The organism is Paraburkholderia sp. BR10937 (genome assembly GCF_040965695.1).
Taxonomy (GTDB): Bacteria; Pseudomonadota; Gammaproteobacteria; order Burkholderiales; family Burkholderiaceae; genus Paraburkholderia.
Genome location: NZ_JBFRCL010000013.1, coordinates 71390 through 95932, shown reverse-complemented (window position 1 = coordinate 95932; position 24543 = coordinate 71390). Strand labels below are relative to the sequence as shown.

The window sequence follows — 24543 nt, the reverse complement described above, 5'->3', positions numbered from 1 at the left end:
TTTGCACCTCATACCTTTTCGACCTTGACGAGGAAAGACTTGAATTCGGGCGTCTGCGTATTGGCGTCGCCGACCGATGGAGTCAGGGTATTGGCGAGATAGCCGGGTTTGGCGAGCCCCTTATAGCCCCAATGCAGCGGCACGCCTACCGTGTGAACCTTTTTGCCATCCACCATGAGCGGCCGGATGCGCTTCGTCACGAGGGCGATCGCAACGATGTAACCGCGCTTCGACGACACCCTCACGCTATCGCCCGAAACAATCCGCAGTTCATCGGCGAGTTCATCGCCGATCTCGACGAATTGCGCCGGCTGGATGATGGCGTTCAGGCGCGCATGCTTGGTCCAGAAGTGGAAATGCTCGGTCAACCGGTACGTCGTGGCCGTGTACGGATACTCGGCGGCCGTGCCGAAATCCCTCCTGTCACGCGCGAATACGCGCGCAACCGGATTGTTCGTGACGTCGGGATGGTCCGGATGCAGCGGATTGAAACCAATGGGCGTTTCGAAGGGCTCGTAGTGCTCGGGGAACGGTCCTTCGTTCATCTGCCGCCGTGCGAAAAAGCGCGCGACGCCCTCCGGGTTCATGATGAACGGCCCCATGCCAAGCGAGGGCGCTTCGTCTTCCTTGTAGTCGGCGATATCCGCGCCGCTCCATTGGCGCCCATTCCATTTGAGGATCGTCCGGCTCGGATCGAAGGGTTGTCCATCCAGGTCGCAGGAAGCCCGGTTATAGAGGATTCTTCGATTCTCGGGCCACGCCCATGCCCAGCCAAGCGACTGCCCGATACCGGTGGGATCGCTATTGTCGCGGCGGGCCATCATGTTTCCCGCCTCCGTCCACGCGCCGCAAAAGATCCAGCATCCGCTCGCGGTACTGCCATCGTCGCGAAGCTGCGAGAAGCCCGAGAGTTGCTGGCCGGCCTTCACGACCATCGCGCCGACGTTGTGCGGATCGCCGAGGTCCGACAGCGCCGAACCGTTGTACTCTTTGGCCAGTTCCTCGGGCGTGGGGCTTTGCGGGTCCGCGTAGGGCCAGTTGAGCTTCAGTATCGGGTCGGCGTACGCTCCGCCTTCGTTGCGATACCGCTCGCGCATCCGCACGAAGATGTTCGACATGATCTCGGCATCGCCGAGCGCGTCACCGGGCGGCTCGGCGCCCTTCCAGTGCCACTGAAGCACGCGCGAGGAACTGACCACCGAACCGTTTTCTTCCGCAAAACAGGTGGTCGGCAACCGGAACACCTCGGTCTGGATCTGCGCTGGATCGGCCTTGTGATAGTCGCCAAAGTCCTTCCAGTATTCGGACGTTTCCGTGGCGAGCGGGTCCATGACGACGAGCCACTTGAGCTTGCACAGCCCCTCGAAGACCTTGGCCTTGTTCGGCGCCGAAGCAATCATGTTGAAACCCTGGCAGATGTAGCCCGTCATCTTTCCCTGGCTCATCGACTCGACGTTTTGAATCAGGTCATAGGTTTTATCCGGCTTGGGCAGATAGTCGTAGGCCCAGTTATTGTCTTTCGTCGCGGCGTCGCCCCACCATGACTTCATCATGCTGACGAAAAAAGCCCGGTAATTCTGGTAGTAGCTCCATTGATTGGGCCGCAGAGGCTTCAGTGCATGGCGCTCGATATACGCCTCATAGTCCTGTTCGTCTTCCCACGGCAACACCATGTAACCGGGCAGCATCTCGCTCAATAGTCCGAGGTCGGTCAACCCCTGAATATTGGAGTGGCCGCGCAAAGCGTTCACGCCGCCGCCCGAGATGCCGATGTTGCCCAGCAGCAGCTGGACCATGGCGCCCGTGCGGATGATCTGCGAGCCGATCGAGTGATGCGTCCAGCCGAGCGCATACAGCAGCGTCCCGGCCCGATTGGGCACCGCCGTGCTGGCGAGGATTTCGCAAACGTGCACGAACTTCTCCTGCGGTGTGCCGCAGATTCTTTCCACCATCTGCGGCGTGTAACGGGAGAAGTGCCCTTTCATCAACTGATAGACACAGCGCGGATGCGCGAGCGTGGCGTCGGTCTTCACGAATCCGGCTTCGTCGAGCTCGTATTCCCAGGTGCTCTTGTCATACGATCGCTTGCCGGCGTCGTAGCCCGAATAGAGCCCGTTGGCGAACGCAAAGTCCTCCCTCACGATGAAGCTGAAATCGGTGTAGTGCGTCACATATTCGTGCTGGATCTTGTCGTTCGTCAGCAGGTAGTTGACGACGCCGCCCAGAAAAGCGATATCGGTTCCGGTGCGGATCGGCGCATAGTAGTCCGCCACCGAAGCGGTGCGCGTAAAGCGTGGATCGACCACCACGAGCTGTGCGCCGCGATGCGCCTTCGCTTCGACCACCCATTTGAATCCGCATGGATGCGCCTCGGCCGCATTGCCGCCCATGACCAGAATGACATCGGCATTGCGGATATCCACCCAGTGATTCGTCATCGAACCGCGGCCGAACGTCGGGGCAAGACCTGCCACCGTCGGGCCGTGTCAGACACGCGCCTGATTGTCGAATGCGAGCATCCCCAGGCTGCGTACCACCTTATGGGTCAGATAGCCGGCCTCGTTGCTCGCGGCCGAAGCGGCGAGAAATCCTGTGGTGGTCCAACGGTTGACGAGTTTGCCCTCGTCCGTTCGATGAATGAAATTCGCGTCGCGGTCGGCTTTCATCAGCGCGGCGATGCGGTCGAACGCGTCGTTCCAGGAGATGGGCACCCATTTGTCGGAACCCGCCGCGCGGTATTCGGGCAGTTTGAGCCGCGCTTCGCTGTGCACGATGTCGAGCAGACTCGCGCCCTTCGGACACAGCGTGCCGCGATTCACAGGGTGGTCGGGGTCGCCTTCGATATGGATGATGCTGCCTTTGGCGTTTTTGGCGTTGTCGCCGAGCGCGTACATCAGGATCCCGCAGCCTACCGAACAGTACGTGCAGGTGTTTCTCACCTCCGTAGTGCGCATGAGCTTGTATTGGCGCACCTCCGCCAGCGCGGTGGCGGGCGAAAACCCGGTGAGTGCGAGACTCGAACTCGCCAATGTGGTTGCAGTGAGCTTGAGGAACTGGCGCCGGGTCAGGTTATCCATGGACTCCCCCGAGGATCTGCTCGTGGCCGCACGAAGGCACGACACAAGTCATTGTTCCCGATACCCGTCCCCACGTATTTTCTGAACGCACGCTTTTTTTGTTTCAGTGCTTTCCTATACCTTCGTTTAATACTGCGGAGGTTCCACGGCCCCGGCCCATACCCCCGTAGACTACCCGCGCCGGCCGCCACGCGATATCTTGCAGACAGGTTCCCGCACGGACACGGAGGAGAGATCCATGAACGCGCCACTTCTCATCGGCCAGTATGCGAGGTCATCGGAAACCATATCGTGTGACCCGGATCGCGGCCTCGATCTTCCTGAAGTGCTGCGCTGGACGAGCGCGACACCCAAGGCATGGGGCACGCGCATCGACAGCCAGTGCATTCTCGTCGCGCTTTGCCTGAACCAGTCGCTCCTGACGCTGGCGATAGACGGCGTATCATTTCATGACGGCGTCGTCGATCGAGGCGCGGTACTCGTGATCCCCGCCGGTTCCCAGATCGATGCGCGTTTCGCGACGCCGAGCGACTTCCTTCATCTTCATGTCCCCCCATACTGGCTCACCGAGTGGCTCGACAACGACGAGGTGCCCGATATCGACTCCGTTTTGTCCGAGCCGCAGCATCTTCGCGATCCGGTAGTCTTCAAGCTGACCGGCACGCTGTTGCGCGCGATTCACGGCAAATCCTCCACGAGCACGTTTTACGCGGACGGCATCATGTTGTCCATTCTCGCGCGCCTGCTCGAAATCATGGTCCTGCGCGCCACCATCAAACCCGCTCGCGCGCCCTCTGTCTCGCCGCTCGAGGCGTGGCGCGTGAAGATGGCAATCGATTTCATCGACCAGCGTATCGACCAGAGCATGACATCGGCCGAACTGGGCGCGGCGGTCGGTCTGTCGCCCATGCACTTTGCGGCGCGCTTTCGCGCCGCGACGGGCACCTCGCCGCATACGTTCATCCTTCGCAGACGCATCGAGCACGCCCAAACGCTGCTCGCCACCACGAAGTCGACGGTCGCCGATATTGCGTTTAGCGTGGGATTCCGTACGCAGGCGCACTTCACGACCGTGTTTCGACGCCACGTCGACGATACGCCGCATCGCTGGCGCGGCAAGCACGGGGCGACGGTGCGCCTGGGAGCGCGCGACTTTGCCAACGTCGCATGACGCGCCGCGCCCGGCACGCTAACGCGCTGACGCGCTACACGTGCGTTCTGCGCGGACCGTCCAGCTTCGCTTGCGCCGCCTTGAGGTCCGCCGTCTCGAACCCTTCGGCGAATTGCTCATAGACGGAAACCAGCACGGTTTGGGCGTGATGCGTCTTGCCAAGCCTGTGGCCCAGTCGAGCGAGGCTGGTTGCCGCGCGCAGCGCCCAGGACAGTGCGCCTTGCTGATATGAAAGCTCGATTGCCTGCTGATACAGGCGCTCAGACAGGCCTAGCATATCGAGTGCGTCGGTCTCTTCGAGTATTTCTCCCTTGATGCGCAACAGCTCCGGCATGCACCACAACTCGTCGTGCGCGTTCGCCCAATCCAGTGCTTCCTCGACGACCGCGCGCGCCTCCACGTTGCGACCAAAGGCGCGCAGCCCGCGCGCGTAGAATCCCGCGTACATCGCATAGCGCAGACCGATATGCTCGCGCCTGAACTGTTCCAGCCCGGCACGCAGTATCGGCAGACCGGACGGCTCGCCGCACTCGATCAGCACTGCGCCTTGCAGGCAACATGCCATCGCTTCGAAAATGACGAGCCCATGCTTTGCGAGGTGGTCCTGCAAAAGCTTGAGATGGGCTCGAGCCGCGATCAGATCGCCCACCTGCAGGGCGATCGGCACCGATGCAAGCGCGAGCACATAGCCGAGCGTCAACGGGTGGCCACTGGCCTGCGCGTCGCTTCTTGCTTCGTGTTCCAGTCGCAGCGCCTGATCGGCCAGGCCCTGAAGCCACAACACGTTGGACAGGATGGTTCTGGAGCCGTTGCGCCAGTCGACGTGGATTGGCGAGAGTTGCGGCCGCTGAAGCGGCGCGAGGTGGCGGCTCAGCACGCGCTCGAGATGTTCGCGCGTTTCAGCCTGCTTGCCCATGTGATGCCAGGTGAACGCGGTGAGCCTGTCGCCATCCGAAAGCGCGACGGCGTTGCCCGACCCCTGCGCCACGAAGCGGAAGTCTTCGAGCAGTGCGTCGGCTGCGCGATGCTTGCCTGCATAAACCAGCGCGCAACAGCCGGCAAACAATGCGCGCAACTGATATTCCTTGTCATCGAGCGCTCGCGCAATCGTCAATGCCGTTTTCCATGCGGCGTCGACCTCGGGAATCATGCCGCACGTGTACATGGCCGCTGCAGCCAGCGCCGTATGAAGCTTCATGCGATAGCGCTCGAATGCGGGCGAGCCGCCATCGATGCCCGACAACGCCTGCTGCACGCGCTTGCGGCACTCCTCGAGCGACGACAGGCGCAGCCACGCCGGGATGGCCGCTACCGTGAGCGCCGCGCCAAGCCCCGCCTCGGTGTGTCCCGCAAACGCCCAGTCGAGCGCCGCGCGCACGTCGTCGATCGCGCGCAAATGCTCCTCCACCCAGCGGCGTTCCGGTTGCGTGCTCCACTGATCCTCGGCGCGCGTGTACATGTCGAGGAAATGTCCGGCGTGACGGCGCGCGACCGTGTCCAGTTCGCCCGCCTCGGCAAGCTTGCCGCGCGCATAGTCGCGCGTCGAGTCGAGCAGCCGGTAATGCACGGTTTCGCCGCGCACGTCCGCCGCGACCATCGACTTCGCCACGAGGCTCGCCATCGCATCGATCGCGTCGCGGCTGGAAATGCCGTCTCCGGTCGCCACGGCTTCGGCCGAACGCAGCATGAAGCTGCCCGCGAATATCCCGACGCGGCGCAAGACGACACGCTCGACCTCGGGCAGCAATTGATGACTCCAGTCCAGCATCGCGGCCAGTGTCCGGTGCCGCTCGGGGGCCGTGCGCCGCCCCTGCCCGAGCGCGAAAAAGCGGTCGTCGAGCAAGCCCAGCAATTCGCGCACGCCGAATGCATCGAGACGCGTGGCCGCGAGTTCGATCGCCAGCGCGATGCCGTCGAGCCGGCGGCAAATTTCGCCGACCACGGGCGCGTCGTCGTCGTCGAGTTCGAAGCCGCCGCGCCTCGCGCTCGCACGCTCCATGAACAGTTGCACCGCCGGATAGCGCAGCGCAACGTCTGCGGTCAGCCCCTCGGTGGCAAGCGGGCTGGCTAGCGGCTCGAGGCGGTACACGTGCTCGCCGGCCGCCGCCAGAGGCTCGCGGCTGGTGGCGAGCACCAGCACCCGCGGTGAGGCGCAAACGATACGCTCGACGATGGCGCAGGCGGCTTCGATGACGTGCTCGCAACTGTCGAGCACGACGAGCTGTGGGCGCTCGCGCAGCGCGAAATAGCTCGCCAGCGCCGAGGCGACGTCGTTCGAATGCACGGCCAATCCCAACGCCGCCGCGACGACATTGGGCACGAGATGCGCGTCGGCAATCGTGGAGAGATCGACGAACCAGACCTCGTGCTCGCCCGCTTCGGCCATTTGCCGCGCGAGCGCCAGCGCCACCGTCGTCTTGCCGATTCCGCCCGGACCCGCAACGGTCACGAGCCGCGCGTTGAGCAAGGGTTCAAGAAGCGCCTGAATGTCGGACGCGCGCCCGAGCGGGCGCACCAGTGCCAGCGGAACATGGTTGCCGAGGCGAGGCTCTGCGCAGCCATGCGCCTCATCCGGCGCGGACAATGCCCGTTTCACCGGCGCGACGAAGCGATAGCCGCGCCCCACCACCGTGGTTAGATAACGCTGGTCGTGCGGACCTTCGCCTAGCGCCTTTCGCAACGCGGCGATTTGCACCTTGAGGTTGCTTTCCTCGACCACGGTGTTCGGCCAGGCCCGCGCCATCAATTCCTGCTTCGTGACCAGTTCGCCGCCACGCTCCACGAGCGCAACGAGAATCTCCAGCGCGCGGTTGCCCACCCGCACCGCACTGCCGCCATTGAACAGCATCCGCTGCGCGGGTATGAGCTCGAAAGAGCCGAACAGAAAGGATTCGCCCGCGGCATCCGGATGATTGGCCACCACGCTTCACCTGATATCTGGCTGACACCAGCCAATATACCAGCATGGTCACACGACCCGCCGGATCGCCTCCTGCGCGCGCGATTGCCGTTCGGGCAGAATGCCGTGGATTTGCGGCACCACGCCTGCGCCCTCGCCGACCGCGGCCGACACGCGCCTGGTCGATCCCGAGCGCACGTCGCCGATCGCAAACACGCCGCTTACGCTCGTTTCCAGGGTGTGGCCGCGTTCGTCGCGCGCGCCATGCACCTCTGTGCCCGTCAGCACGAAGCCTTTGGCATCGGTCTCGATGCGGCACCCGTCGAGCCATTGGGTGTTCGGCTGTGCGCCGGTGAAGAGAAAGAGATGCCGTACGCTGAATGAAAGTTCACCTTGCGCGCCTTCGCACCTGACACCGGCGAGCCCGCCGTCGTCCTCGGCGAGTGAGGTCACTTGCGTGTCGGTATGGAGCGTCACGTTGGGTAGCCGGGCGATCCGGTCGATCAGGTACTGCGACATATGCTCCGCAAGACTGTGATCGCGCACGATGAGGTGCACATGCCGGGCATGAGACGCCAGATACACCACACCCTGTCCGGAAGAGTTGCCGCCGCCCACGACCACGACTTCCAGCCCCTGACACAGTTTCGCCTCGACCGGCGACGATCCGAAGAACACGCCCCGGCCCGTCAAGCGCTCGAGGCCTTCTATGTCCGGTCGCGCGTAGACGGCGCCACAGGCGATCACTATGGTATGCGAAGCAATGCGCTTGCCGCCGTCGAGCTCCACCGCGAGCGGGACGCCATCGCAACAAAGCGAAGTGACGCGCGTCGGAATCGAAATATGGACGCCGAACTTCTGTGCCTGCATGAAGGCGCGGCCGGTCAACGCTTCGCCGGAAATGCCGGCCGGAAAGCCCAGATAGTTCTCGATCCGGGCACTCGTGCCGGCCTGACCTCCGGGGCCCCAGCTGTCGAACATCGCCACCGACAAACCCTCGGAAGCCGCGTACACGGCCGCCGCCAGCCCAGCGGGCCCGGCGCCGACGATCAGCACGTCGTAGACATGCCCGGGGTCGAAATCGGGCAACCAGCCAAGCCGCGTCGCAAGCTCACTCTCATCCGGTGCGCGCAGCACCGTGCCGTCCGGACAGACGACGACCGGGAAATCGGCCTCGGTTGCCGAGATGCGTTGCAGCAGCGACACAGTTTCGGGATCTTCGCGCGCGTCGATCAGCGAATACGGATACGAGTTTCGTCTGAGCAGATCCTGCAGCGCGATCAGGCGGGCGTCGGTCGATTCGCCGATCAGCACGGGGCCGCTGCCGCGCTCGATCAAGCCGACGCGCCGCAGAATCAGCGCGCGCATGATCTTCTCGCCGAGTTCGGCCTCCATGACAAGCAGCCTGCGTAGATCCTCCGACTGAATCACGATGGCGGTCGTGTCATCGACGACGACGCCGTCGCCAAGGCATGGATGGTCGAACAGCTGGGCGATCTCTCCCATGAACTGACGCGCACGATACTCGAAGGTGCGATGGACACGTCCCAGCGCATCGCGCCGGATCACGCGCACATGCCCCTCGAGCATGACGACGAGGCCCGGCGCCGTGTGTCCCATCGAGAACATCAGTTCGCCGGCCTGCCACTGCATCACCGTGCCGAACGCGCGCGCCCTTTCTATTTCGCGCTCCCGCAGCAGCGGGAACATCTGTTCCTGCGGGCTCGACAGCACCGAGATCGGCACATCGGTATCCGTCGGGCGGGTCATTTCCGGCTGGTCGTTTTCCATCGATGCCTCATTTCGCCATGCGCGTTCAGAAGTCGAGCGCAGCGAGCGCCGCCTCGGCAACCTCGATATCCTGCTCGACGGTTCCCGCACTCGTGCCCACCGCGCCAATGACATTGCCTTTGAAAACGATCGGAATGCCACCGCCGAAGATCACCACCTTGCCGGCGTTGGATTCCTGTATGCCATAGAGCGGCTTGCCCGACTGGGCGAGCGTCGCCAGATCGGCGGTCGCCGTGTCGAAGATCCGGGCGGTCGCCGCCTTGTCGATCGCAAGATCGATGCTGCCGATCAGCGCGCCGTCCTGGCGAAGAAACGCGATCAGATGCCCGCCCGCGTCGACCACCGCGATGTTGTACGCGATGCCAAGGCTCGTGGCTCGCGCCTCCGCGGCGCCAACCATCTTCTTCGCATCGTCCAGCGTGAGGCTATCGTAGGATCGTGGCATGTCGCCCCTCGATTATCCGTACCGTGTCGTGTGACGCACTGCCAACGATAATCAAACAGGCTGATTCGCGCCGGATCCCCTGCGAGTGCGCAAAAGACCTTGCAACGGGACAACGCCGATGCCGCGTTGCACGACTCAAAACGTCAGGTCATGCAGTTCGCGGACTCTGTCGATCAGCCACTGAAAGAACGACTCTTCCGACTGGGCGGCAGGCTTTGACGTGCCCATCCGGTCGAGCGTCTGTTGACGACGTGAAAGCAGTCCGCACATCGACTGGACGATGTGCGGGTAGTTCTTGAAGAGGGGCGTCAGTGCGTCTTTTTTGGCGCGATAGATTACGCCATTCGTGAGGGCCGTGACCGTCACGCGTGCCGCGAGGTCCGCAAGCAAGCCATCTTCGCCACACGTTTCGCCCGGCCCGAACCGCGCCACCTCGATCTGTTCCGCTCCCTTGCTGGCCACCGCGGAGAGCACGCCGGAATCGACGATCATGAGCGCGTCGGACACGCTGCCCGCCGTGATCAGCACCTCGCCCGCTTCGTAGGCGTGGCAGGACAGCGCTTGTGCGAGTCGCGCGAGCTCCGCGAGCGGCAAGGCGGCGAACAGTTGAACGCGGCGCAGCACGTCGATGCGCCCATCGCCCGAGCCCTCCGCCGGGTCGCGCGGGCGGGAATCGCCGGCTCTGAGGTCGACCCCGGCCGCAGCGAGATGGCGATAGCAAAGATCGTAAAGCTCGTTGGACACCGCGGCCTTCTTGCCCATGTCGTCGACAAAGGCGGTCACTTCGTAAGAGAGCGACTGGACGCCCGCCCCCTTCACGAGCACCGACGGCGCCGGGTCGGCGAGCACCGCGCGCACGCCTTCGAGCGCGAGACGGAGCGCATCGAGTACGACACCGGGCCGCGCCTCGGGCGTGATTTCGAGCGTGATGGTCAGGCCGTGCAGCGCCGCGGGGCGGCTGCTGTTGGTGATCTTCGCCTTCGCGGCCACGGCGTTCGGCACGATGATGACGTCGCCCTGCCCGGTCAGCAAATGCGTCGCGCGCCAGTTCATCTCCAGCACCTTGCCCTCCACGCCGTCGATGGAAACCCAGTTGCCGACTTCATATGGCTCGGTGGTATTGATCACGATGCCCGCAAAGACGTCGCTGAGCGTACTCTGGATCGCGAGGCCCAGAACGATCGCAAGCGCGCCAGACGTGGCAACGAGACCACGCACCGGCAGTTCGAGCACGAAAGCCAGCGAGGCAACCATGGCGGCGAGAAAGGCAACCGCGCCGAAGACGTCTTCGAAGAGCCGTTGACGGCGCCACGTCTCCGGCAGGAACAGGGTATCGAGCACGATGCTCAAAAGGCGCGCGCCGGTCAGCCACCAGATGATCTCGAGCACCGCACCCGCCACATGCAGCGCGCGCGAGCCTTCGAACGGCGGCTGGGAGAAAGGACTCAGCCCCGAACTGAACAGCAGCGCACTCAGCGCCCCATAGATGCACAGCCGCGTGAGGAGTCTCGCCACTTCGTTGCGCGGCACGGCGCTGCGCCACACCGCGACGTCGATGGCCACCAGTGCAAAGCCGAAGATCAGCGGATTGTCCACACGGGCTCCCGGGGTCAGTCGAGCGGAATGAGCGTGTTTTTCAGGCGTGACTGAATGAAGTCGAGAAAGCACTGAATGCGGATGGAGAGCGTCAAATTGCGGTAGAACACCGCGTGCACCGGTTGCAGTTCATTGTTCAAGGCCTCGAACGTCAGTTTCACGAGGCGGCCGGCGGCGATGTCCTGCGCGGTCATGAAGTTGGCAAGACAGGCGATACCCTGTCCCGCCAGCGCCAGTTGACGGATCGTCTCGCCGCTCGAGGCGCTCAAGGCAGGACGCACCTGAAGACACTTTCCGTCAGCGCTGCGCATGGGCCAGACGTTGCGGCACTCGCGCTCCGTGAAGCCGATCAGCAAGTGGCCAGCCAGGCCCTGAACACTCGCGGGTTCGCCATGGCGAACGATGTATTCGGGGCTGGCCACCACCTGCATTTGCACCGCGCCCAACGGCCGCGCGCGCAGCGTCGAATCGCTCAATGCGCCTACGCGAATCGCGATATCGGTGCTCTCGGCCAACAGGTCGATATTGAATTCGCTCGTATTGAGCTGGAGTTCGATGTCGGGATAAATGCGGCGGAATTCCCCGATGTGCGGCACGATCGCATGCAGCATGAAAGCGGACGCCGCATTGATGCGCAACCTTCCCACCGGCGCTTGCAGGCGCCATGTAAGACGCTCTTCGAGATCTTCCATACGATGCAGTATCTCCCTCGCATGCCCGAGGTAGAACGCGCCTTCCTCGGTGAGATGCATGCGGCGCGTCGTGCGGTTGAGCAGGGTCGCGCCGACCTTCTCTTCGAGCTTCGACAGCGTACGGCTGACCGCCGAGGGGGCAAGCCCAAGGCTTTGCGACGCCGCTGTAATCGAACCCGATTCGACAACGCTGACGAAGATGGTGAGATCTTCAGAGGTGGCTTTCATTGGAATGACATGCAGGCTGCACCATGACCTGTCCAATCTTTTTCATGCGGTGAATACGTCGGCTATTGCAGGCAGACGTCCCGGTAATCGACCGTGCGCCGATAGACATTTCGACCGAGCCACGGGACGAAGGTAAATTCCATATACGCATCGCTGCAAACGATGATCCAGTTGTGTAACGTCACTTGCTCAGACTGACACATGTTCACTGACTCCAGAAGACCCGTCGCGTGAGCCCCATGCCGGTGCTCTCCACGACGATTTCAGAGTAGTCGTCTGCTGGACGCAAGTCCACGCTACCATGGCATACGTCAATCGCCGACCTCCGTGCAGGCACTATACGTTCGTATGGGAAGCGTCGTCGCGCGCGGCGAACGAATCGACCATCGTCGCGCCCGCCTCGAAAAACCCGCATCGGCGGCACCCTAAACCTTGGTATAAGCCTGATACGGATTGCGCGAGCGCATCGAGCCCATCGTAGGGCTATGCGACTGCGACGCGCCGCATTATCCTGGTCCCTGCCTGATTCACGTCTACGCATACGGAGGCCATCTTGGCGACCCCTGCCTTGTTCATGCCGCTGAGAGTCGGCAATCTCGAGTTGGCAAACCGCATCATCATCGCGCCGATGTGCCAGTACTCCGCAAAGCACGGATGCATGAACGACTGGCATGTCGTGCATCTGGGCCACCTGGCCATCTCCGGCGCCGCACTGCTCACCATCGAAGCGACGGCCGTTGTGCCCGAAGGCCGTATCACCTACGCCGACGTGGGGCTCTACGACGACCAGACAGAAGCCGCGATGCGGCGCACGCTGGAGGCAATCCGGCACTGCTCGGACGTCCCCGTCGGCATTCAGCTAAGTCATGCCGGGCGCAAGGCCTCAACAGAGGTGCCGTGGAAAAAGCCCGCTCAATTTCCGCCCGACCACGCGCTCGGCTGGCAAACCGAAGCGCCCTCGCCGGTGGCGTATGCAGAAAACTACGTTCCACCTGTCGAACTCGATCATGAAGGGCTGCGCCGTGTGCGCAACGCCTTTGTTGCCGCGACGCATCGCGCGCATCGCATCGGCATCGATCTGATTCAGCTGCATATCGGCCATGGCTATCTTCTGCATCAGTTTCTTTCGCCGCTCTCCAACCGGCGCACCGACGAATACGGCGGCTCGCTCGAAAACCGCATGCGATTTCCACTCGAAGTCTTCGACGAGGTTCGCGAAGCCTTTCCCCGCAATAAACCGGTCACCGTGCGAGTATCGGGCACCGATTGGGTCGAAGGCGGCTGGGATATCGAGCAGACCATCGCATTTGCCGCGGCGCTCGAAGCGCGCGGGTGTGACGCCATCCACGTCACGAGCGGCGGCCTGCACCCCGACCAGAAGATTCCGGTGGGACCCAACTACCAGGTGCCGCTCGCGCGTGCCGTCAAAGAAACTGTTTCGATGCCGGTGGTCGCGGTTGGATTGATCACGGGCTTCGAACAGGCCGACGCCATCGTGTCGACGGGAGACGCCGATTTCATCGCGCTGGCCCGGGCGATACTCTACGACCCGCGCTGGCCCTGGCACGCCGCAGCGGACCTCGGTGCCCATGTGCGCGCGCCGAAGCCCTATTTGCGCTCGCAGCCGCGCCGCTTCAGAGACCTCTTCGAAAGCGAGTGAGCGCGAGCAATATCGTCAACTGGCGGCTTCGACGGCGGTCAGCACCTTGACATCGGGTGCCGAAAGCAGCCAGTTCACGACCTTGGCGCGATAGTTCTGATAGTGCGCGCTCGCCCGGTGCGCATCCATTGCGGCAGAACCATCGTAGGTCTCGAATAAGTGGAAGCTCGTTGGCCCTTCCGAAATGCGATAGAGGTCGTAGCGCAGGTTGCCGGGCTCCTTGCGCGACGCGCTCACCATCCTGAGCAATTCCTCCTCCACGTCCTCAACATGCTCCGGCTTGGGGACGATGCTCGCGAAAACGCTGATATTCATAAGCTGGACCTCGAGAATCACTGAGCAGAATCTGCGACCGGCCATCACTGCTCGCCGAACGCTTCCATTCTTTCCCGGTACTCGCCCGGATCGTGCAGCCTTGCGTTGAGATGGCCATCTAGCGCGATCCCCATCGATAGCGACGTATCGTCGATGGCGTTCAGCAGGCGCTTCGTCGCGCGCTGCGACGACGGCGAGCACGCGAGCAATTCGGACACCATCTCGTCGGTAGCGCTCTCCAGATCGCTGTCGGGCACGAACTCGGTCGCAATGCCCCAGTCATAAGCCTGCGGTCCGGGAATCTGGCGCGAGCGCATCACGATATCCTTGGTACGGCTCGTTCCCACCATTTTCTGGAGCCGCGCCGAGCCGCCCGATCCCGGCAACTCGCCGAGTCTCTGTTCGGACAGCGCATACAGCGTCGTTTCCGTTGCAAGACGAAAATCGCAGGCCAGCGACAGCTCGAATCCCACCCCAAAGCAGTAGCCGCGATTCGCCGCGATCACGGGCTTGCCGCAGCGCGCGGGCGCAGCTACGCTCCACGCCAGCCGCGAAATGCGCTCCGCAGAGGCTTCGGCGAGTCCGCTGAGATCACCGCCCCCCGAAAAATGCTCGCCCGCCGAGCGAAGCACGATCACGCGCACACGCGGGTCTTCGTCCAGCGCCTCGAAAACCACACGCAATTGTTCGCGCTGTTCCAGGTTCACGATATTGAGTGGCGGCCGGTGCAACACGATATCGGCGCGCGCATTCGATTCCATGAATTCCAGGCGAAAACCATCGAGCTTGCTGAGCAAAATTTGCGCCGGGTGAACGATCTGGATCATGAATCTGCCTCTCGCGTCTGCATGTTGAATAGTTCAAATAGTTTGAATAATCCGCTTCCATCGCGAATGGATGGGCAAGCCGAATGATCAACTGAAGAACGCCGCGTGTTGAACCCAATATGCCACCCGCGTACCGGGACAGGAAGTTAAAAGTGGTAAAGCGTCGTAGTATCGCGGTCGGCTGGCGCCAGGGCGATCGAAAGTGATACGCCGCTTAAAATGCGGTGCGATTGAGAAAGACTTCGGCAAACGAAGCAGCTGAAAATGCTTCTGGAGGGCGACGTTCAGACGCCAATCTCACGAGGCGTGACCCCTCTTTCTTCCAAGGAGCACAGCGATGTTCTTACGCAAGCTTTTGCCCACCGTGGCGTTGACGGTCACTTCCGCTCTGGCTATCGCCCCATCATTGGCTCAAACCGACGCGTCGGCGCCCCCATCGACAACGGTCAGCAAAAAAACCATCCGGGCCCAGAATCGCCAACTCGAAAACCAGGTGAGGCGCGCGCTCACGAAGACCAAGGATCTTGACGCGGGCGGCATCATCGTCGTCGCGCGCAGCGGCAAGATCACGCTCGACGGCACGGTACCGGACGAGGATCAGATCCAGCTCGCCGGCACGGCTGCCGCTACCGTACCGGGCGTGTCGAACGTGACCAACAACGTGCGTATGCGCGAAGCCGGCCACTGATGTGCATCGTTCGGGGGCGGCGCGGCGGCCGGATGCGCCGCCCCGGGTCCGTCAATTGGCGCCAAGCAGGTCGTGTGACGCCCCGTCGATGATTCCGAGCATCTCCGCCTTGGAGAGGAACTCGCTGAGGGTCTTGGTTCCGAGGCGCCGCATGCCCTCGCCGCGATAGATCTTCACCGTGATTTCCGTGATGCCCAGTTCGTCGGCGATCTCGCGATTCGATGCGCCACATGCGACGCAATGCATGACCTGTCTCTGCCGCGGCGTCAATTCGAGCCAGCGGCTCTTGACGTCCTGCGCCGCCGCGACATCCTCGATACGTCGCCGATCGAGATCGACGGCTTCCGCTATTGCCTCGAGCAGATCCTGGTCGCGAACGGGTTTGGTGAGGAAATTGACCGCGCCGGCCTTCATGGCTTTCACAGTCATCACGATGTCGCCATGACCCGTGATGAAAATGACGGGATGCGCAATGCCGCGCTGCGAAAGCGCCTGCTGCACCATCAGTCCGCTCGCGCCGCGCAGGCGTACGTCCAGCACGATACACGCGGGACTGCGAATGGTGCCGCTTTCGAATGCATCGATCAACGCCTCGCCGCGTGAGAACGCACTGGCCTTCATTCCCACCGACCTTAGCAGTTGCTCGAGCGACTCCCTGACGTCGTCGTCGTCGTCGACCAGGAAGACCGTTGGCGCCTCACCGCTGTGGGTGACCGCATGCTTATCGCTCACTGAAGTGCCCCAAAGGATTCGACAAAGCTAATATATACCGGCGTTATCGCCACCGCCATGCGAACCCATTAGCGCGATCGAATCACTGAGGCGCCACACGACTCGAATACGGCGCATCGGTATGAGGAAAGTTAGTTAGACCGTGCGTGCCGCAATCATGACTGCTTTGCCAACTGCGCCTTGAGCGCGTCGAGTCCGTCTTCATAAATTTGCGTGAAAAGACGCGACGCTTCCTGCTCCGTCACGCCAACCGGCACAAACTCGCCCGACCACTTGACGCGACACGCCGTTGCACCCTGCTCCACCACGCTCAGCGTCGAAACATAATCGGTCACGGGAAAGGGTGCTTTCAGGATTGCATAGCTGTAACTGCGCGAAGTTTCGCTGAACGAAAGCATGCGCTCGACAATCGGATCGCCGTCGGGATTGGAGAGATGGCGCACACGGCCGCCATCGGTCAATTCGCTCTCCGGAATATAAGGCAACCAGTCGGGCAAGGAACCGAACCCGCCGATCAATTGCCAGACCGTTGCGGCCGGCAACGCGACGTCGAGCGCTGCGAAAGCATCCGCCATGATGGCCCCCTACTTGCGGTCGATGGGTAACGGGGCCAGCGGCGATACCAGGCCCTGCTCCCGCATTTCGCGCCAAAAGTCATCGGGAATCCGCACCTTCAGCGCGGCGACGTCTTCCGCGATACGCTCGGGCCGGCTCGCGCCGGGTATGACCGCGGCCGTGGCGGGATGTGCGAGCACGAACTGCAGGGCCGCCGCCTTGACTGGAATCGCGTAGCGCTGCGCGAGCGCCTGGATTCGCGCGACCCTGGCGAGGATTTCCGGTGAAGCCTTCTGATATTCGAAATGCGCGCCGCCGGCCAGCACGCCCGAGCTATACGGGCCGCCCACGACAATGTCGACCCCTTTCTCGAGTGCGGCCGGCATCAACCGCTGCAGCGCGACTTCGTGATCCAGCAGCGTATAGCGCCCCGCCACCAGCATGCCATTGGGCTTCGCATCCCCCAGCCCGAGCGTCAGCTCGATCGGTTCGACGCGATTCACACCGAGGCCCCAGCCCTTGATGACGCCCTCGTCGAGCAGCTTCGACAGAGCGCGAAATGCGCCGGTGTGCGCCACTTCGAATTCCTTGAGCCACGCGTCGCCATGAAAGTCCTGCGCGATATCGTGGACCCAGACGAAATCGATGCGATCGACCTGAAGCCGTTTCATGCTGTCTTCGAGCGATTGCATGGTGCCGCGCTCGGAGTAGTCGTAGAGAATCTTGTTCGGCAATGCGAACTCGAACAGTCCGCCCTTTTCGCCGAAATCCCGCTTGCCAGTTTCGACTTCATCGAGAATCAGGCGGCCGACCTTGGTGCTGAGAATATAGTCGTCGCGTTTGTGCTTCGAGAGCGCCTTGCCGATACGCAACTCGGATAGCCCCGCGCCGTAAAACGGTGCGGTATCGAAATAGCGTACGCCCTGCTGCCACGCCGACTCGACCGTTTCCAGCGCTTCTTCCTCGGGAATATTGCGGAACATGTTCCCGAGCGGGGCGGCGCCGAATCCCAGCGGACCGTTCAACAAACTGCTTCGAATACTCATGTCTGACTCCCAGTCTGGTATGAGTCTCCCTTGTAGTTGTCCGAACGATACCGCCGAGGCGCTCGCAATACCAGCCATACGAGCGGCTGTGACGCGACGTGGAAAGCGCTGCTGTCTAATACTTTCGTTTAACGCCGGAATTTTATGAGCGGCGGCGTGTCGGCGTGCGAGGCACCACGCCCAGCATTTGCGCCTGGCGGACAAGATCGACCACCGAATGAATGCCCAACTTGCGCATGACCTGTCCGCGGTGCAATTTCACCGTGATCTCGCTGACATGCATTTCCTCGGCGATCTGCTTGTTCAGCAGACCCGCCAGCACGAACTCCAGCACTTCGTGCTCTTTCGGCGTCAGCGCTTCGAAACGTTGGCGCAGTTCGGCCAGGGCGGAATCCGACGTGAGGCGCTCGGCGTCGCGCATGAGCGCTTGCGCCACCGCATCGAGCATGTCCTGTTCGCGAAACGGTTTCGTGAAGAAGTCCACCGCCCCTGCTTTCATCGCCTTGACCGACATCTCGACGTCGGCATAACCGGAAATGAACAGGATGGGAATATGCGGCGCGATTTTCGCTATCGACCGCTGGAACGCGAGCCCGTTTTCTCCCTTCAGCCTCACGTCGAGAATGAGGCAGCTCGGCACCTCGTCGCGCGCAAAATTGACGAACGCGTGCGGCGAATCGAAAAGCTCTACGCGATGTCCAACCGAGCGAAGCAGGCCGCCTAGCGCGAGTCTCATTTCCTCGTCGTCGTCGATCACATAGACAACCGACGGCCCTGGCGTGCCGCTGTTATCCGCTGTAGTCGACCTGGCCATGATAGTCATCCGACTTTCCTCGGGCGTCACGACGCTCGCGTGTCGCGGCAGGCGGTTGCAACGCTCGCCGCACGCTGCATACGTTAGAAAACGATTAAGGACCGACGGCTCCACCCCGATTCCATTGTAGCAGCGCGCCAAACCGCCAAACCGGCCAGTAGTCAGCCGACATTATACGAACGTATGGTTATCGAAAGTCGTTTGTCGGACTAGTCTACGAGGCAGATCTACCGTTTCCCGTTGGGTGCACACCGTGACGCCTGCCGCCCTTGTTTCCATAGTCGAAGACGACGAATCCATGCGCATGGCAACGGCGAGCGCCATCCGCTCGATGGGTTGGGACGTCCTGACGTTCGAATCCGCAGCCGCATTTCTGGATTCGGGCGCCGCCAGCCAAACCCACTGCCTCATCAGCGACGTCAGTATGCCAGGCATGTCGGGCATCGAGATGCACGCCTGCCTGCTGGCCAACGGCTACGCGCCTCCCACCATCTTCCTCACGGGCTATCCCACCGCACGCGACGAAGCCGCTGTCCTTGCCAACGGCGCGCTGGCCTACCTGCCCAAACCCGCGGACTTCGATATCGTCGCAAGGAGCGTCAAATGTGCGCTTGATAAAGCGAGGTCTCCACGCGCGGATTGAAGCGCCGCGCCTTCTTTAGTTCACGTTCATTCAACCCAGGCGGCGCGCGCCAAACGTGAAGGCGAACACCAGCAGCCCCGCGAGCGTCAATGCAAAGCCCGCCCAAACCGCGGACAGGAGGCCCCAGCCGGCTCCGATCGCCAGCGCCCCGGCCCAGGCGCCAAGCGCATTCGCGACGTTCAGCGACGCGAGGTTCATCGCCCCCATCAGCGTCGATGCTTCAGGCGCGAGGCGCGTAAGACGAACCTGGATGGTCGGAATGGCGCCCATCATGGTCGCGCCGACACCGAACAGCGAAAGCATCAGCACCCACACCGAATGGCCGAACAACGCCAGCAGCGCCAGGACGACGAGCGCAGAACCGAAGCCCAATAACAACCCCATCGCGTCGTGCTTGTCGGCTATGTGTCCTCCGGCGGCATTGCCGAGCGTCATGCCGATACCGAAGAGCGCCAGCGCAACCGGAATCGCCGAAGCGTGCAACCTGGCGACGTCGGTCACGAAGGGGCCAATAAACGTGTAGACCGCAAAAATACTGCCGACGCCCAGCGCGGCGACGCTCATCATGACCCAGACCGACAGCTTGCGCAGCGCGCCGAGTTCCTGCCTCAACGAGCCGCCATTCAACGCGTCGTTCACCGGCAGCCAGGCCCACAACGCGGCAAACGCGAGCAGCGCTAGCACGCCGACGGCGATATACGTTTCCCGCCAGCCGAGTGTCTGCCCGAGGAATGTCGCGAGCGGCGAGCCGAAGATCGTCGCTATCGTCAGCCCCGTCATCACGAATGCAAACGCCTTGCCCGACGCGCCCGGGCCAACGATATACGACGCCACAAAAGCGCCGGCGCCGAAATACGCGCCTTGTGGCAAACCGCTGATGAAGCGGGCGACTGCAAGCATACCGATATGGGTCGCTGCGGCGGAAAGCAGATTGCCTGCCGCGAACACCGCCATCAGGATCAGCAGGAGCGTGCGACGATTCAGCCTTGCCGCCGCCAACGTCAACACCGGCGCGCCAATGACGACGCCAAACGCATAGGCCGTGACGGCATGTGTCGCGCGCGGAATACCGATATCGAGGTCCGACGCGAAGAGCTGCAGAATGCCCATGCTCGCGAACTCCGAGGTGCCGATGCAAAAGCTCCCGAGCGCAAGGGCGAACAGCGTGCGGCCACGCTTGTCTGCCTCCGACTCCTTCGTGCAATGGATTTCAACGGCTTCGCACTCCGCCGCGTACGCTTTTTCATGCATCGCAAATCCCACGGCCGATCACAGGCCTCTATCGCCCCGCCGCAGTTCCTCAAAGCTTAGAGACGGCGCCGGTGAAATGACAGTAAAATTCGGTTAAAAAAGGTAGCTCCGCTGCGTCGGGCTTCGTGCCTCCATGCCGGGCGCGCGTCGCCCGTTTTTCTGCGCAATTTGCGCGTTCATCGAGAAAGAATACTTGCCACACCGCCTCCATACTGCCTTCGCGTAGTCGATCGCGTTCTACCCGAAGTCGTCGAGGTCGTCATGAAAGCCGAAGACAGTTACTTTGCACACGCGGAATTCCCGCACTCCTTTGCCGACATCGATACGAGTGAAACCACCGTTCCCGAGCGCATTGCGCTGGGAACGATGTCGAAGGCGTCGATCGTCATGGTCTGGCTGTGGGCGCTCTTCGAAACCCGCTGGGAACTCGCAGGCGAGACGGAGGCTCTTCCTGTCGCGGCGTTACTCGTCGCCAAGCTGATCCTCACCGTCATCGTGATCTGGACACTGCGTCGCTCCCATCTCGCGCTCGCCGTGTTTGCGTTTTGCTGTGCCGTGAGCATCATCGTCATCGCCATGGCGCTGCCGCGCATGTACTCGCTTTCGCCGTGGTTCTTTTGTCTCTCGCTGGTTGAAACCGTCCTCAAGACGGCGGCGCTGGCCTCACTCGCGTTCGACTACTTCCTTCCGGACAGCACGGTCGAGGAAGCCGAGCCGCCCTGGCGGATGAGGTAGGCCCGGCTATGCCTTCCCCCGTGTGCGTCAGGCGATCGTATCGACGATGCCGCCCTCAACTTTCAGTGCGGCGCCCGTCGTGGCCGAAGCCTGCTGCGAACAGACGTAGACCACCATATTGGCCACTTCTTCGGTCGTCGCGGCACGCCGGATAATCGACGAACCGCGCGTATTGAGGACGAATTCGTTGAGCACCTGGTCCGGCGTCTTGCCTTGCGCTTTCGCGGTTGCGGCGACCATATCGAGCGCGCCTTCCGAGAGCGTCGGCCCGGGCAATACCGAGTTCACGGTCACGCCGCTATTTGCGGCGAACTTGGCGACGCCGCGTGAAATGCTCAACTGAGCCGTCTTCGTGAAACCGTATGCGAGCATGTCGGGCGGAATCGCCAGTCCCGATTCCGACGAAATGAACACGATTCTGCCCCAGTGCCGCCGCATCATGCCGTCGAGATAGGCGCGCGTCATGCGCACACCCGACATCACGTTGACCTGGAAGTAGCGCTCCCATTCCGCGTCCGCCGTGCTGAGGATATCGCCGGGCCCGAAGAAGCCGAGGTTGTTCACGAGGATGTCCGCTTCGGGCACCTGCTCGACAAACGCAGTGACGCCTTCGAGCGTGCCGAGATCGCACGCCACGCCGCTGACGTTCGCGTCCGGCACGCTGGCTTTGATACGCGTGATGGCGCTGTCCACTGCGTGCTGTTTGCGCCCATTCACGATCGTCAGTGCGCCGCTTGCAGCGAGCCCCGTTGCGATTGCGAGCCCAATACCGGAACTGGACCCGCTGACCACCGCACTCTTTCCGCTCAAATCGATATTCATTTCGACCTCCATGAAAACATTGGCGCGACACGCGCGTCGACTGCCTACTCGAACCATTTTCTCGATATTAAGACGTGCAAAGCGATTTGTCAGAGAGGGGTATGCGCCGAATCGGGCAAAGCCGCAATTCCCAGCGCTTTCTGGAAAGCCGCGACGGTCAGGCAATGCGAATATGGCCTTGCCGTGATTCAAGCCACTCGAGGAGTGCGAACATGAAGCTCGTGAAGGCAACCATTCTTTTTGTCCTGCTGGTGCCTGCGCTTTCCCAGGCGCAATCCACCATGCTGGCAAGCGATTCCCAGAGCGGGTCTCCGGGTATGCAACAAATGCAGAACGGGAATACACCAGGCAATAGCGAATGCGTGGGTCCGCACAGCTACTGCAACCTGTTCACCGGAAGTTAGCGGCTTCGGACTACACGGCGGGTTCAGCGATATGGATTTGCGTATTCTCACGATAATCGCCGTCGAACTGGGACTCTCGCCCGCCGCCTCCCTCGCGCAACAGGCGCCAGGGCCATGCACGCGAGCCGAGGTGCTGCAGCATCTCTATGACCTGGAAAGCGAAGGCTTTTGGCCCACCCAGGCGTCGGAACTTCGCTTCCCTCTCAACATCGAGGCGGCCGAGGCGCGCCTCGCCGCCCGGCAAGCGGCGCAGGCGCAAGGCAGCGACGATCCGCCAGCGCAATCCCCCACGAACCAGACTCATTGCTTTCGCTGACCATTCGCGCGCGACTTCCTGCGTGGCTGCATGCCGGTTTTTGCCTCGGTCGGGGCGAACAAGCCGGGAAGCCGTTCGGCGTAGCGCCGTGTGATCTGCTCCAGCTCTCCGCCATCGGCAAGTTTCTGCAATGCATAGGCGCGCGTGGTATTGAGCAAACGATATCGGGTGGTCGAGCCACTCACGTCGGCTGACACAAGCGATTTTTCGACGAGCTGGGCCACGCCGCCAATCACATCGCTCGTGGTGATTTCTCCATCTTCCGCGAGCGCGCTCGCCGCTTCGAGCGTAAACGGGCCGGTGAACAAGGAAAGGCGCCGCAGTATCGTACGCTCCACTCTCGGCAACAGCTCGTAGCTCCATTCGAGCGCGGCGGCGAGCGTCCGGTGACGCAACAGCGTCGTGCGCCGGCTCTGATTCAACAACCGTCTGTTGTCGTCGAGCAGCAAGGACAATCCGCGCAGACCGAATGCATCGAAGCGCGTCGCGACCAGCTCGATCGCGAGAGGCAGCCCGTCCAGATTCCGGCAGATTTCGCCAACGATCGGCGCATTTTCGTCGTTGAGCGCGAATCCCTGCTGGCCGGCCGCGGCGCGATCGACGAACAGCTGGACAGCCGAGAACGTCAACGCCTCCGATGCCGTGAGCCCGACCGCGTCGGGTGGACTCGGCAACGGCAGCAGCCGGTGCAAATACTCGCCGCTGGCACGAAGCGATTGACGGCTCGTCGCCAGGACGGCGACATTCGGTGCGCCGCGCATCACCTGCTCAACGAACAACGCCGCCTCGTCGATCACATGTTCGCAGGTGTCGAGCACGATCAGCATCTGCCGCTCGCGTAGATGCGCCATGATTGCCGACTGTTTATCGGTACTGCGAATGATCAGACCGAGCGCACCCGCAACGGTGGCAAAGAACGCGCCCGGTTCCGCGACCGGCCCGAGATCGACGAAGCTCACGCCGTGCGCATAGTTCTCGCGCGCGCCTTGTGCCGCGCACAGCGCCACGGCCGTCTTGCCGATGCCACCGGGGCCGACCACCGTCACGAGGCGTTGACGCGGCAAGGCATCGCCAAGCCTCTCGATCGCGTCTGCGCGGCCGATCGTGTTGGTCGGTATTGCCGGCAGACGGGAGGCGGCCTGAGCCGCTCCGTTGCGCCGCGCCGACACCTTGTGCTCGACGTACTCGACCGGGGCCACGAAGGTGTAACCGCGCCCGCTGATCGTGGCGAGATACCGGTTTCCGCGCAAGCCGTCTCCAAGCGCCTTGCGAAGCGCTGCGATATGGACCTTGAGATTGCCCTCGTCGACCACGGCGTCAGGCCATGCGCGCGCAATCAGGTCGCTCTTGCTGACCAGTTCGCCCGCATGCTCGACCAGCGCCGTGAGAAGCAGCAGCGCGCGGCTGCCGATATGCACGGGCGCGCCATCTTCGAGCAGCAGTTGCTGCCCAGGAATCAAGCGGAACGGTCCGAACGAGAAGGACCCTCCGGCGCCCGGCGAACGGGTCGAAGCGGTCGGGCGCGGTTTCATGGCAGCAAACCGCCAGGGAATGACCGGCAACGCATGGCGCCCTCCTGAGTCGCAAAAAAAGCACGCGCCGGCAAAGCGGATCAACGTCTCGCCGCCTGCCCGGCTTGCCTTCATTGAAGGCAAGCGTCTCCGGCGCGTACAGCGCGCCGCCTTCCATTTGCAGGAATTCACGCGAATCTCGCAGGATTCGGCGCCTCGGCGGCTGAATGCCGGTGAAGGCGTATCACGACAGCGCTGGGCTCAAGAGGAACGGCTGACACGTGGGGCGCGCACGCATGCCGCGCCGCGTCAGCGTGATTGAACT

Annotated in this window: 23 protein-coding genes; 7 read left to right on the top strand and 16 right to left on the bottom strand. The window is 62.6% G+C overall.

All coding sequences use genetic code 11. The features are described 5' to 3' along the window. Positions 1 to 8: 8 nt before the first annotated feature. Entirely contained in the window at positions 9 to 3077 is a 3069-nt protein-coding gene (fdnG, locus tag AB4Y44_RS13355) for a formate dehydrogenase-N subunit alpha (RefSeq protein WP_368699823.1), read from the bottom strand. Positions 3078 to 3315: 238 nt separating this feature from the next. On the opposite strand from fdnG, the gene AB4Y44_RS13350 reads away from it, so the two are divergent. After that, a complete protein-coding gene (locus AB4Y44_RS13350; RefSeq protein ID WP_368699822.1) occupies positions 3316 to 4248 on the top strand; it encodes a helix-turn-helix domain-containing protein in 933 nt (310 codons plus the stop codon). A gap of 34 nt (positions 4249 to 4282) precedes the next feature. Here AB4Y44_RS13350 and AB4Y44_RS13345 read toward each other — a convergent pair whose 3' ends face one another. The 5 genes from AB4Y44_RS13345 to AB4Y44_RS13325 form a co-directional block, all read right to left on the bottom strand. Continuing rightward, positions 4283 to 7168 carry a winged helix-turn-helix domain-containing protein gene (locus AB4Y44_RS13345; RefSeq protein WP_368699821.1) on the bottom strand — a complete coding sequence of 962 codons (2886 nt, stop codon included), beginning with the start codon at positions 7166 to 7168 and terminating at the stop codon, positions 4283 to 4285. Between the two features lie 48 nt (positions 7169 to 7216). Then, complete coding sequence (locus AB4Y44_RS13340; RefSeq protein ID WP_368699820.1) at positions 7217 to 8938, bottom strand: FAD-dependent oxidoreductase; 1722 nt, start codon at positions 8936 to 8938, stop codon at positions 7217 to 7219. Between the two features lie 25 nt (positions 8939 to 8963). After that, positions 8964 to 9383, bottom strand: a complete 420-nt coding sequence (locus tag AB4Y44_RS13335; protein ID WP_368687054.1) for a heme-binding protein — start codon at positions 9381 to 9383, stop codon at positions 8964 to 8966. A 135-nt stretch (positions 9384 to 9518) separates the two neighbouring features. Continuing rightward, positions 9519 to 10979, bottom strand: a complete 1461-nt coding sequence (locus AB4Y44_RS13330) for a mechanosensitive ion channel domain-containing protein (RefSeq protein ID WP_368699819.1) — start codon at positions 10977 to 10979, stop codon at positions 9519 to 9521. A 14-nt stretch (positions 10980 to 10993) separates the two neighbouring features. Then, the gene (locus AB4Y44_RS13325) at positions 10994 to 11899 is read right to left on the bottom strand and encodes a LysR family transcriptional regulator (protein WP_368699818.1); all 906 of its coding nucleotides are present in this window, start codon (positions 11897 to 11899) and stop codon (positions 10994 to 10996) included. Positions 11900 to 12452: 553 nt separating this feature from the next. Between AB4Y44_RS13325 and AB4Y44_RS13320 the strand changes: the two genes are divergently transcribed. Next, positions 12453 to 13559, top strand: coding sequence for an NADH:flavin oxidoreductase/NADH oxidase (locus tag AB4Y44_RS13320; RefSeq protein ID WP_368699817.1), 1107 nt, complete (start codon positions 12453 to 12455; stop codon positions 13557 to 13559). A 15-nt stretch (positions 13560 to 13574) separates the two neighbouring features. On the opposite strand, the gene AB4Y44_RS13315 is transcribed toward AB4Y44_RS13320, so the two are convergent. Together AB4Y44_RS13315 and AB4Y44_RS13310 are read right to left on the bottom strand one after the other, a co-directional pair. After that, positions 13575 to 13874: a putative quinol monooxygenase gene (locus AB4Y44_RS13315; protein WP_368699816.1), complete on the bottom strand. Its 300-nt coding sequence runs from the start codon at positions 13872 to 13874 to the stop codon at positions 13575 to 13577. Between the two features lie 44 nt (positions 13875 to 13918). Further along, entirely contained in the window at positions 13919 to 14701 is a 783-nt protein-coding gene (locus tag AB4Y44_RS13310; protein WP_368699815.1) for an enoyl-CoA hydratase/isomerase family protein, read from the bottom strand. A 337-nt stretch (positions 14702 to 15038) separates the two neighbouring features. Between AB4Y44_RS13310 and AB4Y44_RS13305 the strand changes: the two genes are divergently transcribed. Further along, positions 15039 to 15389 (top strand): BON domain-containing protein, encoded by a 351-nt coding sequence (locus AB4Y44_RS13305; RefSeq protein WP_368699814.1) that lies wholly within the window; start codon positions 15039 to 15041, stop codon positions 15387 to 15389. Positions 15390 to 15440: 51 nt separating this feature from the next. Here AB4Y44_RS13305 and AB4Y44_RS13300 read toward each other — a convergent pair whose 3' ends face one another. The 4 genes from AB4Y44_RS13300 to AB4Y44_RS13285 all read right to left on the bottom strand — a co-directional run bounded on the left by AB4Y44_RS13300 (position 15441) and on the right by AB4Y44_RS13285 (position 18545). After that, positions 15441 to 16121, bottom strand: coding sequence for a response regulator transcription factor (locus AB4Y44_RS13300; protein ID WP_368699813.1), 681 nt, complete (start codon positions 16119 to 16121; stop codon positions 15441 to 15443). A 155-nt stretch (positions 16122 to 16276) separates the two neighbouring features. Further along, positions 16277 to 16696: an SRPBCC family protein gene (locus AB4Y44_RS13295; protein WP_368699812.1), complete on the bottom strand. Its 420-nt coding sequence runs from the start codon at positions 16694 to 16696 to the stop codon at positions 16277 to 16279. Positions 16697 to 16705: 9 nt separating this feature from the next. Then, positions 16706 to 17722 (bottom strand): aldo/keto reductase, encoded by a 1017-nt coding sequence (locus tag AB4Y44_RS13290; RefSeq protein WP_368699811.1) that lies wholly within the window; start codon positions 17720 to 17722, stop codon positions 16706 to 16708. A gap of 142 nt (positions 17723 to 17864) precedes the next feature. Then, a complete protein-coding gene (locus AB4Y44_RS13285) occupies positions 17865 to 18545 on the bottom strand; it encodes a response regulator transcription factor (protein WP_368699870.1) in 681 nt (226 codons plus the stop codon). Positions 18546 to 18789: 244 nt separating this feature from the next. Here AB4Y44_RS13285 and AB4Y44_RS13280 point away from each other — a divergent pair, with 244 nt between their 5' ends. Beyond that, positions 18790 to 19179 carry a response regulator transcription factor gene (locus tag AB4Y44_RS13280; RefSeq protein WP_368699810.1) on the top strand — a complete coding sequence of 130 codons (390 nt, stop codon included), beginning with the start codon at positions 18790 to 18792 and terminating at the stop codon, positions 19177 to 19179. Positions 19180 to 19209: 30 nt separating this feature from the next. Here the strand turns inward: AB4Y44_RS13280 and AB4Y44_RS13275 are convergent, their stop codons facing one another. Next, a complete protein-coding gene (locus tag AB4Y44_RS13275) occupies positions 19210 to 20430 on the bottom strand; it encodes an MFS transporter (protein WP_368699809.1) in 1221 nt (406 codons plus the stop codon). 261 nt (positions 20431 to 20691) lie between these two features. Between AB4Y44_RS13275 and AB4Y44_RS13270 the strand changes: the two genes are divergently transcribed. Next, a complete protein-coding gene (locus tag AB4Y44_RS13270; RefSeq protein ID WP_368699808.1) occupies positions 20692 to 21165 on the top strand; it encodes a hypothetical protein in 474 nt (157 codons plus the stop codon). Positions 21166 to 21192: 27 nt separating this feature from the next. Here the strand turns inward: AB4Y44_RS13270 and AB4Y44_RS13265 are convergent, their stop codons facing one another. After that, the gene (locus AB4Y44_RS13265; protein WP_368699807.1) at positions 21193 to 21987 is read right to left on the bottom strand and encodes an SDR family NAD(P)-dependent oxidoreductase; all 795 of its coding nucleotides are present in this window, start codon (positions 21985 to 21987) and stop codon (positions 21193 to 21195) included. A gap of 212 nt (positions 21988 to 22199) precedes the next feature. On the opposite strand from AB4Y44_RS13265, the gene AB4Y44_RS13260 reads away from it, so the two are divergent. Further along, entirely contained in the window at positions 22200 to 22391 is a 192-nt protein-coding gene (locus AB4Y44_RS13260) for a hypothetical protein (protein WP_368699806.1), read from the top strand. A 10-nt stretch (positions 22392 to 22401) separates the two neighbouring features. On the opposite strand, the gene AB4Y44_RS13255 is transcribed toward AB4Y44_RS13260, so the two are convergent. Both AB4Y44_RS13255 and AB4Y44_RS13250 read right to left on the bottom strand, forming a co-directional pair. Further along, the gene (locus AB4Y44_RS13255) at positions 22402 to 22695 is read right to left on the bottom strand and encodes a hypothetical protein (RefSeq protein ID WP_368699805.1); all 294 of its coding nucleotides are present in this window, start codon (positions 22693 to 22695) and stop codon (positions 22402 to 22404) included. Continuing rightward, positions 22692 to 24239 carry a winged helix-turn-helix domain-containing protein gene (locus AB4Y44_RS13250; RefSeq protein ID WP_368699804.1) on the bottom strand — a complete coding sequence of 516 codons (1548 nt, stop codon included), beginning with the start codon at positions 24237 to 24239 and terminating at the stop codon, positions 22692 to 22694. Before AB4Y44_RS13250 ends, AB4Y44_RS13255 begins: the two co-directional genes overlap by 4 nt. On the opposite strand from AB4Y44_RS13250, the gene AB4Y44_RS13245 reads away from it, so the two are divergent. Continuing rightward, the gene (locus AB4Y44_RS13245) at positions 24238 to 24540 is read left to right on the top strand and encodes a hypothetical protein (protein ID WP_368699803.1); all 303 of its coding nucleotides are present in this window, start codon (positions 24238 to 24240) and stop codon (positions 24538 to 24540) included. The two genes, AB4Y44_RS13250 and AB4Y44_RS13245, sit on opposite strands and share 2 nt — an antisense overlap. Positions 24541 to 24543 lie beyond the last annotated feature (3 nt).